13 protein-coding genes are annotated in these 16,520 nt (G+C 57.6%); 4 read left to right on the plus strand and 9 right to left on the minus strand.

Annotation, left to right across the window (positions count from 1 at the left end; genetic code table 11):
- Positions 1 to 40: 40 nt before the first annotated feature.
- Genes silA through V1572_RS14435 form a run of 4 tightly spaced genes read right to left on the minus strand, consistent with a single transcriptional unit; the run spans position 41 to position 6,205 of the window.
- On the minus strand, positions 41 to 3,181 hold the full coding sequence (gene silA, locus V1572_RS14420) for a Cu(+)/Ag(+) efflux RND transporter permease subunit SilA (protein ID WP_395299992.1): 3,141 nt from the start codon (positions 3,179 to 3,181) through the stop codon (positions 41 to 43).
- Between the two features lie 10 nt (positions 3,182 to 3,191).
- Complete coding sequence (locus tag V1572_RS14425; RefSeq protein WP_167210702.1) at positions 3,192 to 4,442, minus strand: efflux RND transporter periplasmic adaptor subunit; 1,251 nt, start codon at positions 4,440 to 4,442, stop codon at positions 3,192 to 3,194.
- An 11-nt stretch (positions 4,443 to 4,453) separates the two neighbouring features.
- The gene (cusF, locus tag V1572_RS14430; RefSeq protein WP_262796252.1) at positions 4,454 to 4,795 is read right to left on the minus strand and encodes a cation efflux system protein CusF; all 342 of its coding nucleotides are present in this window, start codon (positions 4,793 to 4,795) and stop codon (positions 4,454 to 4,456) included.
- 24 nt (positions 4,796 to 4,819) lie between these two features.
- Complete coding sequence (locus tag V1572_RS14435) at positions 4,820 to 6,205, minus strand: efflux transporter outer membrane subunit (protein WP_262780730.1); 1,386 nt, start codon at positions 6,203 to 6,205, stop codon at positions 4,820 to 4,822.
- Between the two features lie 162 nt (positions 6,206 to 6,367).
- Here V1572_RS14435 and V1572_RS14440 point away from each other — a divergent pair, with 162 nt between their 5' ends.
- Together V1572_RS14440 and V1572_RS14445 are read left to right on the plus strand one after the other, a co-directional pair.
- Positions 6,368 to 7,051, plus strand: a complete 684-nt coding sequence (locus tag V1572_RS14440; RefSeq protein WP_395299288.1) for a copper/silver response regulator transcription factor — start codon at positions 6,368 to 6,370, stop codon at positions 7,049 to 7,051.
- Entirely contained in the window at positions 7,041 to 8,495 is a 1,455-nt protein-coding gene (locus tag V1572_RS14445; protein ID WP_395299289.1) for a Cu(+)/Ag(+) sensor histidine kinase, read from the plus strand. Before V1572_RS14440 ends, V1572_RS14445 begins: the two co-directional genes overlap by 11 nt.
- Positions 8,496 to 8,498: 3 nt before the next feature.
- Here the strand turns inward: V1572_RS14445 and V1572_RS14450 are convergent, their stop codons facing one another.
- The gene (locus V1572_RS14450; RefSeq protein ID WP_048223255.1) at positions 8,499 to 9,404 is read right to left on the minus strand and encodes a LysR family transcriptional regulator; all 906 of its coding nucleotides are present in this window, start codon (positions 9,402 to 9,404) and stop codon (positions 8,499 to 8,501) included.
- A gap of 117 nt (positions 9,405 to 9,521) precedes the next feature.
- On the opposite strand from V1572_RS14450, the gene V1572_RS14455 reads away from it, so the two are divergent.
- Positions 9,522 to 10,937, plus strand: coding sequence for an MFS transporter (locus tag V1572_RS14455; RefSeq protein ID WP_395299290.1), 1,416 nt, complete (start codon positions 9,522 to 9,524; stop codon positions 10,935 to 10,937).
- Between the two features lie 46 nt (positions 10,938 to 10,983).
- Here the strand turns inward: V1572_RS14455 and V1572_RS14460 are convergent, their stop codons facing one another.
- From V1572_RS14460 to V1572_RS14470, 3 genes are read right to left on the minus strand one after another with little or no spacing between them, the layout of a single operon-like run.
- Entirely contained in the window at positions 10,984 to 11,979 is a 996-nt protein-coding gene (locus tag V1572_RS14460) for a DUF2891 domain-containing protein (protein ID WP_395299291.1), read from the minus strand.
- A 9-nt stretch (positions 11,980 to 11,988) separates the two neighbouring features.
- The gene (locus tag V1572_RS14465; protein WP_395299292.1) at positions 11,989 to 12,975 is read right to left on the minus strand and encodes a DUF979 domain-containing protein; all 987 of its coding nucleotides are present in this window, start codon (positions 12,973 to 12,975) and stop codon (positions 11,989 to 11,991) included.
- Complete coding sequence (locus tag V1572_RS14470; RefSeq protein WP_395299293.1) at positions 12,972 to 13,694, minus strand: DUF969 domain-containing protein; 723 nt, start codon at positions 13,692 to 13,694, stop codon at positions 12,972 to 12,974. Before V1572_RS14470 ends, V1572_RS14465 begins: the two co-directional genes overlap by 4 nt.
- Positions 13,695 to 13,894: 200 nt before the next feature.
- On the opposite strand from V1572_RS14470, the gene V1572_RS14475 reads away from it, so the two are divergent.
- Positions 13,895 to 14,440 carry a winged helix DNA-binding protein gene (locus tag V1572_RS14475; RefSeq protein ID WP_024908533.1) on the plus strand — a complete coding sequence of 182 codons (546 nt, stop codon included), beginning with the start codon at positions 13,895 to 13,897 and terminating at the stop codon, positions 14,438 to 14,440.
- On the opposite strand, the gene glgX is transcribed toward V1572_RS14475, so the two are convergent.
- Positions 14,441 to 16,516 carry a glycogen debranching protein GlgX gene (glgX, locus tag V1572_RS14480; RefSeq protein ID WP_395299294.1) on the minus strand — a complete coding sequence of 692 codons (2,076 nt, stop codon included), beginning with the start codon at positions 16,514 to 16,516 and terminating at the stop codon, positions 14,441 to 14,443.
- Between the last annotated feature and the right edge of the window lie 4 nt (positions 16,517 to 16,520).

The following is a 16,520-nucleotide window of genomic DNA, read 5'->3' on the forward strand; positions in this document are numbered from 1 at the left end:
CATTCATCCCGTAAAAACCCGCCGCTACCGGCGGGTTTTTTTATGGTTTTTTATGTCTGCGCAACCAAATTAACTTATACGCCGCAGGAATAATAAACAGCGATAGCAGCGGTGCCGTAATCATCCCGCCGATCATGGGCGCCGCTATCCGGCTCATGACTTCTGACCCTGCGCCGGTCCCCCAGAGAATGGGCAGCAGACCCGCGATGATCACCGCGACGGTCATTGCCTTTGGCCGCACGCGCAGCACGGCACCATGATAAAGCGCCTCATCAAGCCCCTGTTCGGTGAACGTTTCCTGGCGGGACAACGCCGGATGTGCTTCTACGGCATGACGCAAATACATCAGCATGACCACCCCAAATTCTGCCGCCACCCCGGCCAGGGCGATAAACCCGGTGCCGGTTGCAACTGACATATGAAAACCCTGCCAGTAGAGGAACCATATCCCGCCGACCAGCGCGAACGGCAGGCTCATCAGGATCAGCAACGCTTCGTCCACGCGACGGAACGCCAGATAGAGCAGAATGAAAATGATCATCACCGTCATCGGCACCATCAGCTTCAGTTTCTTGTTAGCGTGCTCAAGCAGTTCAAACTGTCCGGAAAATGACACGCTGGTACCCGGCCTCAGCTTCACGTTCTGACCGATGGCCGTTTTAATGTCGTTCACTAAGGACACCATATCCCTGCCGCGGGCATCAATATAAATCCAGCTTGCAGGTCGGGCATTCTCCGTTTTTAGCATCGTGGGGCCGGAAACCACGTTGATATCCGCCACATCACCCAGCGTGATCTGCTGTTTCATCGGCGTCAGGATCGGCATCTGCCTCAACGCGTTCGGGCTGTTCCGGTAGTCCTGAGGATAACGAATATTAATCGGGTAGCGGGCCACGCCTTCCACCGTTTCCCCCACCGTCGCGCCGCCGATGGCCGAGGAGACGAACAGCTGCACGTCGCCAACCGTCATCCCGTAGCGGGAGGCTTTCTCCCGGTTGATATCGACATCAATGTAGCGCCCGCCTTCCAGACGTTCAGCGAGGGCAGACACCACGCCTGGCACCGTTTTGGCGACTGCCTCTATGCGCTGCGCCGTGGCGTCGATATCAGCCAGAACGGTACCTGACACCTTGATACCAATGGGGCTTTTAATCCCGGTTGAAAGCATATCGATGCGGTTGCGGATGGGCGGAACCCAGAGATTCGCCAGGCCAGGCAAACGAACGGTCTTATCGAGCTCGTCAACGATCTTGTCAATCGTCATGCCGGGTCGCCACTGATCCTCAGGCTTAAGCTGAATGGTGGTTTCGACCATTTCGAGCGGCGCGGAATCCGTGGCCGTTTCGGCTTTACCGGTTTTACCAAACACCGATGCTACCTCAGGCACGGTTTTGATGAGTTTGTCCGTGGTCTGCAGGAGCGCCGCCGCTTCTGCCGGAGACACGCCTGGCAATGTCGAGGGCATATACAGCAGATCGCCTTCGTTGATCTTCGGTAAAAACTCGCCACCCACCTGGCTCAGGGGCCAGATCACCGTGAAGATGGATAATGTCGCAACCAGCAGGGTTGTTTTAGGCCAGTGGAGCACCCGAATCAGAAGCGGATGATAGGCGTTAATCAACAGTCTGTTCAGCGGGTTACGGGTCTCGGCAGGGATTTTACCCCGGATCCAGAATCCCATCAGAATGGGGATCACGATGATGGCCAGCGCGGCTGCGCCCGCCATGGCGTACGTTTTCGTGAAGGCCAGTGGACCAAACAGCCGCCCTTCCTGACCCTCGAGGGTAAAGATGGGAATGAACGACAAGGTGATGATCAGCAGGCTGATAAACAGGGCTGGCCCCACCTCAACGGAGGCACTGGTGATCACCTGCCAACGGGTGGCGTTGTCAATCTGTTCCCCCGGATGCTGGTGATCCCACTCTTCCAGCCGTTTATGCGCATTTTCAATCATCACGATGGCGGCATCCACCATTGCACCGACGGCAATGGCAATGCCTCCGAGCGACATAATATTGGCGTTCAGCCCCTGGAAATGCATGACGATGAAGGCAATACACAGGCCAAGCGGCAGAGAGATAATCGCCACCAGCGCCGAGCGAATGTGCCAGAGGAACAGCGCGCATACGATGGCCACCACAATAAACTCTTCGAGAAGCTTGCCGCTCAGGTTATCAATGGCCCGGTCGATGAGCTGGCTGCGATCGTAGGTGGTCACAATCTCAACGCCTTCCGGCAGGCTGGCCTTCAGCGTCTCCAGCTTATCCTTCACCGCCGTGATGACCTCGCGCGCGTTTTTACCCGAACGCAGGATCACCACGCCGCCCGCCACTTCACCCTGCCCGTTCAGCTCGGCAATACCGCGGCGCATTTCCGGCCCTGTTTGTACGCGGGCAACGTCACGCAGATAGATCGGTACGCCGTTCTCGCCGGTTTTCAGGACGATGTGATTGAAATCATCGATGGTCTGCAGATAGCCGCTGGCCCGCACCATATACTCCGCTTCCGCGATTTCTACGGACGATCCCCCTGCTTCCTGATTAGACGACTCAAGGGCCTGCTTAACCTCCGGCAGGCTGACGCCATACTGTGCCAGCTTTAACGGATCAACCTGAATCTGATACTGCTTCACCACGCCGCCGACGGAGGCCACTTCGGCCACATTCGGGATCGTTTTCAGCTCAAACTTCAGGAACCAGTCCTGCAATGAGCGCAGCTCGGCGAGATCGTGTTTTCCGCTGCGATCCACCAGCGCATATTCAAATATCCAGCCCACGCCGGTGGCATCCGGGCCGATCTCGGAACTCACGCCAGCAGGGAGTTTGCCCTGAACCTGGTTCAGGTACTCCAGCACGCGCGAACGGGCCCAGTACAAATCGGTGCCATCTTCAAAAATGACATAGACATACGAATCACCAAATTGCGAAAAGCCGCGCACGGTCTTCGCGCCGGGAACCGACAACATGGTGGTGGTGAGTGGATAGGTCACCTGGTTTTCAACAATCTGCGGGGCCTGGCCGGGATAGCTGGTTTTGATAATCACCTGAACGTCAGACAGATCGGGCAAGGCATCGACCGGCGTATTGATGATGGTCCATGTTCCCCAGACGCTGAGAAACAGCGCACCCATCATAACCAGGAAACGATTAGCCACTGACCGCCGGATAATCCATTCAATCATCATCGTCTCCTTAATGGCCAGAATGGGCGTCGTCAGGGGTTTCAGCGTGGCGCATGCGCTCCAGCGCACCGGTAATATTGGCCTCCGAGTCAATCAGGAACAGACCGCTGACGACGACTGACTCCCCCTCTTCCAGCCCGCTACCAATGCCGGACTGCTGCTGAGATTCATGCAGAACGTGGATCCTTTTCGGTACAAAATTCCCGTTAGCGTCAACGGTAATAACGCGCTGCTCTTTGCCGGTATCGATAACGGCCTGAGACGGAATCAGCAGCATTTCCTGACTTTGGGTATTCAGCTTCAGGTAGGCATTCATGCCCGGTTTCAGCAGTTCATCCTTGTTGGAGACCTGCAGGCGCACCTGCAGCGTACGGGTGGTTTGATCCACGCTCGGCAGAAGACTCCACTTTTCAACCGGGAAGGATTTATCCGGCCAGGCCGGTACCGAAACAGCAAACTGCGAGGTATCTTTCAGCAGATACGCAATCGATTCTGGGACCGCCGCGCCGATCCAGACCGGATCCATCCCCTGAATTTGCGCCACGACCTTATCTTTCGAAATATTCATCCCGGTGCGCAGGTCAAATCCCGTAATCACCCCGTCGATGGGCGCCCTGATGGTAAACCGGGTCTGGATAGTGCGGGTCGCACGCAGCCGCTGAATATCCTCATCCGGCATACCCGCCAGCCTAAGCCGTTCCAGAACTCCTTTAATCTGCGTGGGCGTTCCACCGGTGCCGGAGAGCAGCAGGAACTCGCTCTGCGCTTCGACCCAGTCCGGAATGGTAATATCAATCAGCGGCGTGCCTTTCTTCACCTTATCGCCGATCGTCAGCGGGTAGACTTTCTCAACGAACCCATCCGCACGCGCCTGCACAATGACAAACTGATAGTCGTTATAGCTGACGTTGGCCGGGATCGTCTGGGCATAATTCAGCGTTCCGCGCGTCACTTTTTGCGTTTTTAATCCTAAATTCTGGACCTGCGTCGGATCGATACGGATACCGCCGCCGCTTTTATCGTCATTTTCGTCCGCATATTTCGGGACCAGATCCATATCCATAAACGGTGATTTACCGGGCTTGTCGAATTTCACGTCAGGCTTCATCGGGTCATACCAGAAAAGGACCTTTCTTTCCGCAACGCTATTTGCTGTTTTTTCAGATGAATAAAGTGTCTGCCATGCCGTCACGGATATCAGCCCTCCGGCAATAAGGCTGCTGACTATCATGGCAGCGTATTTTATTTTTAATGAGGCCATGCCGTTTCTCGCTATTTTATGCTCTTTAGTAAAGAGATATTGCCCTGCTGAACAAATGAAAAATCAACGTGACTGCCGACCTTTAAGGCGTTGATGCTCTCATCGGCCTCAATAAAGGTGAAACGCATGGTCATCGCGGGCCAGCCAATCGTCGGGATGGCCTCATGAGAAATCGTGACTTTTTTATTCGTGAGATCAATGTCTTTCACGATACCGGTCCCCGTAATAACCTGCTCTGCGGCCCCTTCACGGGCGGCGCTCATCGCCTCGTGCTGATGAACCTCAGCCTGAAGGCCGGCAGAAAACGTCACGGCGATCGCACCGAATACCACGGCTTTAAGTGAATTACGCATTTTTAGTTTCCTCTTTAAGTACAGTTATTCGACCCAACCGCCGCCCAGGGCGGTGAAGAGCGTTATTTCATTAACCTGTCGGGCATAAATAAGGTCGAGAAGGGTCTGGCGGGTGGAGAAAAGAGAACGTTCCGCGTCCAGCACGTTGATATAACTGACCGCACCACTGGCATATAATCCTCTGGCACGCTGGAGCGTGATCTGGAGCGAATCAAGATAACGACGCTGAGCGTCAATTTGCTGGTTAATGCTGTCCCGCAGCGCGAGCGCATCGGCGACCTGTTTGAAGGCGGCCTGTATTTTTTGTTCGTAATTCACAACCGACTGCTGCTGACGAATTTCAGCCAGCTTCAGGTTGGCCTTATTCCTGCCCGCATTAAAAATGGGAATATCGATTTTAGGGATAAAATTCCACATCCCGCTGCCCGCGGTGAACAGGCTGGATAATTCCGTGCTGCCTGTGGAAAGCCCGCTGGTCAGGGAAATCGACGGGAAAAAGGCGGCACGCGCGGCGCCGATATTCGCATCGGCCGCGTTAAGCTGATACTCCGCCTCCATAATATCCGGGCGCTGCAACAGTATTTCTGAAGAAAGATGAGGCGGGAGTTTTACCGGCGCAATATCGCTGGCGTTCATTCCACTGTCGCCCGGCAGCGCACGGTACGTCCCGAGGAGCAGCTGCAGGGCATGATTGGCCTGCGCCAGCTCCCCCTCACGTTTGGCAATCTCTGCCTGCGTGCTTTCGATCTGTCCCCGGGCCTGCTCCAGCGCGAGTACGTTCGTGCTGCCCGTCACCAGCTGTTGCTCAACGAATGCATAAGACTGCCGGTAATTTTCCAGCGTTTCCCGCGCGATACGCAGCTGTTTATACGCCAACTGCTGGTTGAAATAGCTCTGCGACACGTTAGAGACGAGCAGGATATGCACGGCGCGACGGGCCTCTTCCTGGGCATAATAGTTCTGTCGATCAGCCTCACTCATGTTCTTCAGCCTGCCGAAAAAGTCGAGTTCGTAACTGAGCGCAAGACCCGCGTCGTACTGTTGAGAAGTCGGTTTGTCACTTTTCAGTCCACCGCTGTACGTGATACCCGCGGATCCGTTCAGCTGCGGATAACGGTCCGCCTCCGTCACGTTGAACTGCGCCCGCGCCTCTTCAACCTTCAGGACGGCCATTTTTATATCGCGATTATTGTTCAGGGCTTCCGTAATCAACCCGGCTACCTGCGGATCGACAAAAAAGGTGCGCCACCCGGTGTCCTGATACCCCGCCACCGCGGGCGTCAGGCCGTTACGCGAAAGCGAAAACTGCTGGGGGACCGGTGACGCCGGGCGCTGATAGTCGGGGGCCAGCGAGACGCAGCCTGCCAGGATAAATACCGTACTGATGCTAAGTCGTTTTATCAGGAACATAACGGTTCAAATGAAGTCCAGAGTATTTTTAGGGCTACTCTACTGAACGCTTCCTGTTTGACGGGTGACGGGATAATGACAATGTTGTCATTTTTAACGTAAGTCATTGTGAACGGTGGCGGGCGCCATAGAATGTCATCAGCAGCCAGTCAGGGGAGCAAGATGAAAATACTGATCGTTGAAGACGAAATGAAAACCGGTGAGTACCTCAGCAAGGGACTCACTGAAGCGGGGTTTGTCGTGGACCACGCTGATAATGGCCTGAACGGTTACCATCTCGCCATGACCGCTGAATACGATCTGCTGATTCTCGACATCATGCTGCCCGATGTGAACGGCTGGGATATTGTCCGCATGCTTCGCTCTGCCGGAAAAGGGATACCCATACTGCTTCTGACGGCTCTCGGTACGATTGAACACCGTGTTAAAGGGCTTGAGCTGGGCGCAGATGATTATCTGATCAAGCCGTTCGCCTTTGCCGAGCTGCTCGCCCGGGTAAGGACGCTGTTAAGACGCGGAAATACGGTGATCGCAGAAAGCCAGCTTCAGGTAGCAGACCTGACGGTTGACCTCGTGTCGAGAAAAGTCAGCCGGGCCGGTAGTCGGATTATGCTCACCAGCAAGGAGTTCAGCCTGCTGGAGTTTTTCATGCGCCATCAGGGGGAAGTGCTGCCCCGCTCCCTGATTGCCTCCCAGGTATGGGACATGAACTTTGACAGCGACACGAACGCGATTGATGTGGCGGTAAAGCGGCTGCGCGCAAAGATCGATAATGACTTTGAACCGAAGCTGATCCAGACGGTGCGCGGCGTGGGCTATATGCTGGAGGTGCCGGATGCGCGTTAAGCCCCTCCGACGCCCGTTCTCTCTTGCGCTGCGGCTGACCTTTTTTATCAGCCTCTCCACCATACTGGCCTTCTTCGCCTTTACCTGGTTCATGCTGCACTCCGTTGAGAAGCACTTTGCCGAGCAGGATATCAGCGACCTTCAGCAGATCAGCACCGCGATGCACCGCATTCTGCACTCACCGGCCGATCCCGACCAAAAGAAAATCAGTAAGATCAAAGAGTCGATCGCCAGTTACCGCAACGTGGCCGTCCTGCTTCTGGATCCACAGGGCAATACCCTGTTCAGCTCGACGCAAGGGGCGGCATTGCGCCCGGCAATGAAGACGGCGGACTTTAGCGAACACCGTCGTGCACAGGATGTGTTTCTCTGGACGGTAGAAGACCCGGCCAACCCCATGCATGCCGGGTCCGACATGAAAATGGAAACGTACCGGATTATCGCCTCCTCAGGCACGGCGACGCTGCAGGGCAAAACCCAGGACTACGTCATGCTGATCGGGCTCTCCATTAATTTTCATCTTCACTATCTTGAGGCGCTGAAAAAAAACCTTCTGGCGATTGCCGCGGTTATCAGCCTGCTGATTATTCTTGTCATCCGCATCGCGGTGCGTCAGGGACATTTGCCCCTGCGTAACGTCAGCAACGCCATTAAAAATATCACCTCCGAAAACCTGGATGCACGACTGGAGCCGTCCCGCGTCCCCGTTGAGCTGGAACAACTGGTCATCTCCTTCAACCAGATGATCGAGAAGATTGAAGATGTTTTTACCCGTCAGGCTAACTTTTCCGCCGATATCGCGCACGAAATCAGAACCCCCATCACCAACCTGGTGACGCAAACCGAAATCGCGCTGAGTCAGAACCGTTCTGCGAAGGAGCTGGAGGATGTGTTGTACTCCAGTCTGGAAGAGTACAACCGGATGACCCGCATGGTCAGCGACATGCTGTTTCTGGCACAGGCCGATAATAATCAGCTCATCCCGGATCGGGTGATGTTTGATTTAAGCGCCGAGGTCATAAAGGTGTTTGATTTCTTCGAGGCCTGGGCGGAAGAACGCCACATCGCGCTGACATTCAACGGGATGCCCTGCCTGATAGAAGGCGATCCGCAGATGTTCAGAAGGGCCATCAATAATTTGTTATCTAATGCCCTGCGCTATACGCCAGCGGGCAAAACGGTGACGGTCTCACTGCGAAAACAGGATAACGACGTTGAGCTGGTGACAGAAAACCCCGGTACGCCGATCCCGCAGGCGCATCTGCCGAAGCTGTTTGACCGTTTTTATCGCGTCGATCCATCCAGGCAGCGTAAAGGCGAAGGCAGCGGCATTGGGCTTGCCATCGTGAAGTCCATCGTCACCGCACACCACGGAAAAGTCCGCGTGGAATCGGATGCGGTGTCGACGCGCTTCATCCTCACCGTGCCGGGGAAAGTGCTCTGAGCGTCAGCAAACTGCGCGGCACACCTCAAGGACCTTTTCCCTGAGCCAGCGATGCGCCGGGTCCCGTTCCATGCGCGGATGCCACATCTGGGATACCGTAATAGTGCGGGTCTTAAAGGGCAGTTCAAAGACATGCACGCGCTCGGTCATCGCCTGATTGAGCAGGTATAACGCCGGCACCATGGCAATCAGATCGGAGGCCAGCGCCACGGATAACGCCGTCGGAAAACCGGGCACCACGCTGGCGACCTTGCGCTTCATCCCGCGCTCCGCCAGCGCCTCATCGACAAACCCGTGCAGCGATCCGTCCGGCGAGGCCACCACATGCCCCCAGGCGACATAGTCACTCAGGCTGACCTCCGGCTGCTCTGACAGCGGATGCCCCTTGCGCACCGTGCCAACAAACCGATCCTGGAAAAGCCTTTGCAGCCGTATTTCAGGCCCCATGTTGCCCTGCACGCCAATCTCCAGATCGACAAGTCCCTCCCGCAAGTAGCGCGACGTTTTTTCCGGTTTCGGTGAGAAGCGGATGCACACCCCGGGCGCGACGCTCGCCACCGCAGCAATAAGCAGAGGCCCAAACGCCACCACAAAACCGTCATTGGCCCGGATGGTGAACAGCCGTTCGAGGTTTTCCACCTTCAGCGCGTCGGTGGAGGGCTGCAGCACCGCCCTCGCCTCGTGCACGGCGCTTCTGGCGCGGTCCCGGGTGGCTTCGGCCCAGGGCGTCAGCACCATGTGACGACCGGCCCGTACCAGGATCGGATCGCCGGTCACCTCCCGCAGCCGGCTCAGGGTGCGGCTCATGGCGGAGGTGCTCAGGTTCAAACGTCGCGCCGCGCCCGCCACGCTGGCTTCTGCCAGCAAAACGTCGAGCGCAACCAGAAGGTTAAAATCAGGATCGGACACGATGGCTCCTCAGATATGGCGTTACGTGCAACGATTAAGTGCAAATACTGCGTCTTCCGCCCTGTATACCGCATGATTATAGTTTCGTCATCACGATTCTTATTCGGAGTAACGACGATGACGCTCTTTTCAAACCAGCCCGGCGATGAAGGTTTACCCGGACATGAACGCGCCAGGGTGATGGCCGCCGTTATGACCACCACGCTGATGGGCGTTTTTGACGGTACCATGATCAACATCGCGCTCCCCTCCATGGCAAGCGCGATGCAGGTCCCCGCGAACGTAGCGGTCTGGTTCGCCAACGGTTATCTGCTGTCAGCGGCGATGACGTTGGCCATCTTCGCGGCGCTGGCGGCCCGTGTGGGCTATCGCCCAATCTTTCTGACCGGGCTTGCCACCTTTACGCTCACCTCGCTGGGCTGCGCGCTGGCAACAACGCCGGAAATGTTAACCGGGATGCGAATTCTGCAGGGCATCGGCGGCGCGGCGACCCTGAGTATCGCCCCGGCGATCCTGCGGTCCGTTTTTCCGGGGCGACTGCTGGGCCGTATCCTGGGACTGCACGCCCTGCTTATCGCCTCCAGCACGGCGATAGCCCCGGTACTCGGCGGAACAATACTGGACGCCCTGAGCTGGCAATGGCTTTTCGCCATTAACCTTATTCCGGGCAGCATCGCCCTGCTGCTGGCATGGCGGGCCTTACCGCGGGAATCGGCCGTTGATCGCACTCCCTTTGACGCGCCGGGCGCCGTGCTCTCCGCCGTCCTGTTAGGTTCGGCGATCATGATGGCCGACAGCCTTCAGCACGTGACGGAGCACATTAACCGGCAGGCCGTCTGCTGGGGCGTTCTCGCGCTGGTCAGCGCCTTCGCCTTTACCTGGCGTATCCGGCGCGCGCAACATCCTTTACTGCCGCCGGTGATGTTCAAAAACGGGCGCTTCACCCTCGCCGCGCTGACCTCGCTGGCCTCGTTTGTGAGCCAGGGGATCACGTTTGTCACGCTGCCGTTCCTGTTTCAGAGCGTGTATGGCTACAGCCCGGTGGTGTCGGCGCTGCTGTTTACCCCGTGGCCGATTGGCATCGTGCTTATCGCGCCGCACGCGGGTCGCTGGGCGGATACGATCTCCGCGCCGCTGATCTCGACCCTCGGGCTTATCGTCTTTGTCGGTGGGTTGGTCCTGCTGGCCACGTTGCCGGAGAATCCTTCCGTGTGGAATATCTGCCTGCGCAGCCTGGTATGCGGTATTGGTTTTGGCTGCTTCCAGAGCCCCAATAACCGGGAAATGCTCGCTAACGTCGCGCGGGAATATGCCAGCTATGCCTCCGGCGTGTTGTCGATTGTGAGGACATTCGGCCAGTGTCTCGGCGCCGCCGTGGTGGGGGTTCTGCTGGGAGCAGCGGCAGGATGGGACCATCAACATGCTATCCAGGTTGCACTGTGGCTAGCCGTCATCGCCTCGACGGGTTCGGTGATATTTAGCCTGAGCAGGCTGCGCCCTGCGCGGTCTACAGGCAAGCGTTGCACAATGTAGGCCGGGTAAGCGCAGCGCCACCCGGCAAGAAAGACGGCGCGTTTGTTTACTCCAGCGCCAGCAGCGCAAAGCTCGCCAGCCAGTGCCCGCCGCTATAGTGGCTGCCGACCACATGCCCGACACTTGCGGCCAGATGTTTCGTCACCGCCTCGCGCAATGCCGGTTGCGCCGGGTGGCTGGCAGGAAGCGCTTTCGCAATGTGCTTCATACACCACGCGCGGCTGAGGTTTAATCCGTCCAGGTGGGCAATTTTCGGGTCGGTACGATCGTTCACTTCCGCCGGGTTCATCAGTGCCGTAACCGCGCCCACCTCCGGCAGAAACGCGTCAAACCAGGCCGGGAAATCTTCAGCCACCTTACTCATCAGCAGCGCCTCCGTCAGCGCGCCGGAAATATACTCGTCTCCGCCGGGCTCATAATGAGCCGGATAGCGCGTGTCGGCGAGATAAAACCGCTCCGCCGCTGCCACCATCGCCTGTTCAAGCGCCTTGTCTCCGACTGCGCGACCGTAATCGAGCGCCAGCGCAAGGGCAAACGCGGTGTTGTAGTGCGTCCCGACGCGGATCGGATAGGTGAGCTTACCGAGGTAATCCACCAGCCGGTTGCGAATATCCTGGGTGAGCGGCGCCAGCGTCTGGTACCAGCCCGCGGCCTGCGGCAGCGACGACTGCTTCAGCTCCTGGGCCAGCGCCAGCAGCCAGCCGTAGCCATACGGACGCTCAAACGAGGCGCGGAACGGCGCGGTAAAATAGGCCAGCTCCTTCGCCACGTTCTCTTCGGTCATGTGCTCGTCAAAAAGCGCGACGATCGCGTCCCGACACGGTAATTCTGGATAGAGGCGTACGCAGCGCAGCAGCAGCCAGTAACCGTGCACCGCCGAGTGCCAGTCAAAACAGCCGTAGAAAATGGGATGCAGTTCACGCGGCGGCAGAACGTCACCATCATCATTAAGCAGGTGCATGATGTGGTTCGGGTATTCCTGGCGCAAATAGGTCAAAGGCATGCGGGCAAACGCGTCGGCCTGATGTTGCGTTAATTCCATGACAGCTCCTTAGCGAAACACGAGGAAATACATTAAGAACACGTTCACCACCAGCAGGGTTAACGCGGTCGGGATCTGGATCTTGATCACCTGATATTTGTCTTTCAGCTCCAGCAGCGCGGCGGGAACGATATTGAAGTTCGCGGCCATCGGCGTCATCAGCGTGCCGCAGTAGCCTGCATACATGCCAATCGCCAGCAGCGGCGCAGGGTTGCCGTGATGCACGTTGATCAGAAACGGCAAGGCGATACCGGCACTTAACACCGGGAAGGCCGCAAAGGCGTTACCCATGATCATGGTAAACAGCGCCATACCCACGCAGTAAATCACCACCAGCATAAAGCGGCTATCCGGGTTCACAAACAGGCTCACCACCTTCTGTACCGAGTCGCCCGTGTTGGCCACCACGAACACGCCGCCGAGCATGGCCAGCATCTGCGGCAGGATCACCGCCCAGCCGATGGTATCGACAAGACGACGGGACTGACGAACGGCATGGAGCGGTGTGCCTTTGGTCAGCCACCAGCCGGTGAGGATCGCCGCGACGCAGGCCACGCACAGCGCCGCCAGGGTGAGCTGCTTCTGATCGAGCAGAAACACGCCGCCGATCGAAACGCCCTTCAGGAATAACGTGCCCAACACCGTCACCACCGGGATCATCAGCGCGGGCAGGAACAGCCAGTTTTTAAGCCGGTTTGACGACGCGACGCGCTCCTCCTCGGTCGATATTTTATAGTGCCCTTTCCCGACGAGGCCAAACCCCGCCAGCAGCGCGATGGCGATAACGCCGCCGCCGATAATCCGGTACGCCAGCGATTTGCCGAGTTCCTGAACCATCAGATCGCCAAACAGGAAGATCCCGCCAAACAAGAACCAGAACAGCGCGGTGGTAAAGCGCTTCGGATTGGCGCGATCGCGCAGGGTCATCACAACCAGCAGCATCACGACAAAGCCAATCAGGTAGTACACGCGGTTGATGGTGATAAGCGTCATCATTGCGCGGCCTCCTGCGTACCCTGCTCTACACGCCAGGCCATCACGTCGCGACGGATGCTTGCATCGAGGCGCAGCAGGCGCGTCATATGAATAATCAATGCCGCAATCGCGGTGGGAATGGCCCACAGGCCGATATGCAGCGGTTCAATGCCCTGAATACCGTTCTCTTTCAGGAACGCGTCGATCAGCAGCACCGCCCCAAAGGCAATAAAGATATCTTCCCCAAAGAAAACCGCGATGTTGTCGCACGCGGCGGCGTGGGCTTTGATTTTGTCGCGAATGTGCTGCGGCAGCTCGCCATATTCGTTCAGCGCCGCTCCTTCGGCCATCGGCGCCAGCAGTGGGCGCACCGTCTGCGCGTGACCGCCCAGCGACATCAGGCCCAGCGCGGCGGTGCCTTCCCGCGCGACAAAATAGAGCATCAGAATACGCGCTGAGGTGGCGCTGGCGATCTTCGCCACCCAGGCCTGGGCGCGCTCTTTAAGCCCGTAATATTCCAGCAGACCAATCACCGGCAGGATCAGGATGAAGGTGGCCAGCGATCGGCTATTGACGAACTTCTCGCCAAAGGTCTCCAGCAGCATGCCGAAATCCATCCCGACCAGCAGACCCGTCGCCAGCCCCGCCACCACGACCACCAGCAGCGGGTTGAAGCGCAGTGCAAAACCAATAACCACGATCGGTATCCCGATCAGCGGCAACAGCGTAGTACCGTCCATAACGTTTACCCTATCGAAAGTGAGCGTTGCGCGCCGACGGCTATTTTTTTAATTTGCGGCGAGCGATGTTGTGTTTTGTTGGCAGGCTTCGCAAAACCTGCGCTAAAAAGCTATATCTGAACCTCAAAAACATGTAAACAAATTATCAATAAAATGTTCTTATTTTATCGATGAGTTTACATTTCTGGCTAAGGAACGTTATGACCTCAGAAAAGAGTGCTTCACCCGATCGCGACGATATCAACGATGGCCGGATCGTCTCTTCCCGCCACCTGGTATCCGAGCGCTGCGCGGAGTTATCAGAGCTGGAATATGCGCTGATCATGACCAGCAACGCGTTCAACAAATGGATGGTGCGCTGCATGACGGCTGCCGGCGAGCCCGATATGGGCGCCTTTGACGTTTCGCTGCTGCATCACGTGAACCACCGCGACCGCAAGAAAAAGCTGGCCGATATCTGCTTCGTCCTCAACGTGGAAGATACCCACGTGGTGACCTATGCCCTGAAAAAGCTGGTCAAAGCAGGCTACGTGACGAGCGAGAAAGCGGGTAAAGAGCTTTTTTTCTCCACCACGGAGGAAGGGAAAGCGCTGTGCATGAAATACCGGGACGTGCGGGAAGCGTGTCTGATTGCGATCCACGCGGAGAGCGGCATTGCCGGGAAGTCGATTGGCGAGACCGCGCAGCTGTTACGCACGATCTCCTCCCTGTATGACACCGCCGCCCGGGCGGCGGCGTCACTGTAACTAAGGACGGCGGAACAGCGTAATGCTGCGCCCGGCCAGTTCGTACTCAACGGTTTCGGTGATCGCTGTCCCGGTGGCAGCGTCATCCGCCGTAGACAGCTCCAGCACCCATCCCCCTTCGCCAAATTGCGGGATCTGGAACGGCACGGTGCCTTCAAACGGGTTGAACAGCATCAGCACGTCGTGCCAGATACCGTCCTCCTGCCGCAGATCCGGCCTGCTGATGGAGACCCCAAGCGTCGAGCCTTCATCCCACTGCTCGGCCTGCTGTGGACCGCCTCCGGCATTGAACCAGCGGATCTCCAGCCCGTCTCGCCAGCTTTCACGGCGCAGCAGCGGCTGTTGCGCGCGAAGGGCAATGAGACGACGGGTAAAGTCACGCAGCGCAGCGTCGTTTTCGGAGAGTCCCTTCCAGTCGATCCACGAGATCTCACTGTCCTGGCAGTATCCATTGTTATTCCCCTTCTGCGTACGGCCAAACTCGTCCCCCGCCAGCAGCATCGGCGTGCCGTGGGAGAACAGCAGCGTGGTCAGGAAATTACGTTTCTGCCGTTCGCGGGTAGCAATAATATCCGGGTTCTCGGTTGGCCCTTCCTCGCCGTAGTTGTACGAGCGGTTATCGTTATGCCCGTCGTTATTGTCCTCACCGTTGTCGGCGTTGTGCTTTTCGTTGTACGACACCAGGTCATTCAGCGTAAAGCCGTCATGGGCGGTGATAAAGTTGACGCTGGCCCACGGACGGCGTCCGCGCAGATCGTACAGATCGCCGGAACCGAGCAGACGCGCGGCAAAGTCCGTGGAGACGTTGTCCCCCTTCCAGTACTCGCGAACGGTGTCGCGGTATTTGTCGTTCCACTCCCCCCAGCCTGGCGGGAATCCGCCCACCTGATAGCCGCCGGGACCGATATCCCAGGGTTCACCAATCAGCTTCAGTCGGGATAAGACCGGATCCTGAGTCATGGCGTCAAAAAAACCGCCGCGCGGGTCAAACCCTTCGGGCTCGCGGCCCAGGATCGTCCCGAGGTCGAAACGAAAACCGTCAATGTGCATCGATTCCGCCCAGTAGCGCAGGGAATCCATCACCATCTGCAACACGCGCGGATGCGAGGTGTTGACCGTGTTTCCCGTCCCGGTGTCGTTGATGTAGTACCGGTGCTGGTCCGGGAGCGTGCGGTAATAGCTGTAGTTATCAATCCCCTTAAACGAGAGCGTCGGGCCAAGCTCGTTCCCTTCCGCCGTGTGGTTGTACACCACGTCAAGAATGACCTCGATGCCCGCGTCATGATAGGCGCGCACCATATCGCGAAAGCCCTGAATCCCTGCCGGGCCGTAGTAGCGCGACGCCGGAGCAAAAAAGCCCAGCGTGTTATAGCCCCAGAAGTTCTTCAGGCCGCGGTCGAGCAGGTGCTGGTCATCCGGGAACCAGTGAACCGGCAGCAGCTCCACCGAGGTAATGCCCAGGCTTTTGATATAATCGACCGAGGCTTTATGCCCCATGCCTTCAAACGTGCCGCGCAGTTCGGGTGGTATGGCCGGGTTCATCTGGGTAAAGCCTTTCACGTGGCTCTCATAGACAACGGTATGCGGCCAGGGCACGTTCGGCCGGCTGTTGTCCTGCCAGTCAAAGGCGTTCGGGTCGATGACCCTGCCTTTCGGCGTAAACGGCGCGCTGTCTCGCGTATCAAAGCTCAAATCCAGCTCGTCATGCCCCAGCTCATAGCCGAAATGGGCGTCGTTCCAGTCGATGTCACCCACCAGTTCGCGGGCGTAGGGGTCGATAAGCAGCTTATGCGGGTTGAAGCGATGACCGTTTTCCGGGTCGTAGGGGCCGTAGACGCGATAGCCATACAGTGCCCCCGGCTTCAGGTCGGGCACATAGCCGTGCCAGACCTCATGGGTATACTCCGGCAGCTCCAGCCGGGCGATTTCCGTTTTCCCGGACGGGTCAAACAGACAGAGCTCCACCCGTTCAGCGTGAGCGGAGAACAGCGCGAAGTTAACGCCCTTCCCGTCATAATTCGCCCCCAACTGCTGGCCATGACCGGCCCGAATTTCAAACGTTGTATCCTTTGCCATTTTC

The sequence above is a fragment of the Enterobacter quasiroggenkampii genome, from assembly GCF_043972695.1.
GTDB classification, from domain to species: domain Bacteria; phylum Pseudomonadota; class Gammaproteobacteria; order Enterobacterales; family Enterobacteriaceae; genus Enterobacter; species Enterobacter quasiroggenkampii.

Coding starts and splice junctions, on each gene's coding strand:
- silA (WP_395299992.1), bottom strand. CDS start 3,181: ATGATTGAATGGATTATCCGGCGGTCAGTGGCTAATCGTTTCCTGGTT.
- V1572_RS14425 (WP_167210702.1), bottom strand. CDS start 4,442: ATGGCCTCATTAAAAATAAAATACGCTGCCATGATAGTCAGCAGCCTT.
- cusF (WP_262796252.1), bottom strand. CDS start 4,795: ATGCGTAATTCACTTAAAGCCGTGGTATTCGGTGCGATCGCCGTGACG.
- V1572_RS14435 (WP_262780730.1), bottom strand. CDS start 6,205: ATGTTCCTGATAAAACGACTTAGCATCAGTACGGTATTTATCCTGGCA.
- V1572_RS14440 (WP_395299288.1), top strand. CDS start 6,368: ATGAAAATACTGATCGTTGAAGACGAAATGAAAACCGGTGAGTACCTC.
- V1572_RS14445 (WP_395299289.1), top strand. CDS start 7,041: ATGCGCGTTAAGCCCCTCCGACGCCCGTTCTCTCTTGCGCTGCGGCTG.
- V1572_RS14455 (WP_395299290.1), top strand. CDS start 9,522: ATGACGCTCTTTTCAAACCAGCCCGGCGATGAAGGTTTACCCGGACAT.
- V1572_RS14460 (WP_395299291.1), bottom strand. CDS start 11,979: ATGGAATTAACGCAACATCAGGCCGACGCGTTTGCCCGCATGCCTTTG.
- V1572_RS14465 (WP_395299292.1), bottom strand. CDS start 12,975: ATGATGACGCTTATCACCATCAACCGCGTGTACTACCTGATTGGCTTT.
- V1572_RS14470 (WP_395299293.1), bottom strand. CDS start 13,694: ATGGACGGTACTACGCTGTTGCCGCTGATCGGGATACCGATCGTGGTT.
- V1572_RS14475 (WP_024908533.1), top strand. CDS start 13,895: ATGACCTCAGAAAAGAGTGCTTCACCCGATCGCGACGATATCAACGAT.
- glgX (WP_395299294.1), bottom strand. CDS start 16,516: ATGGCAAAGGATACAACGTTTGAAATTCGGGCCGGTCATGGCCAGCAG.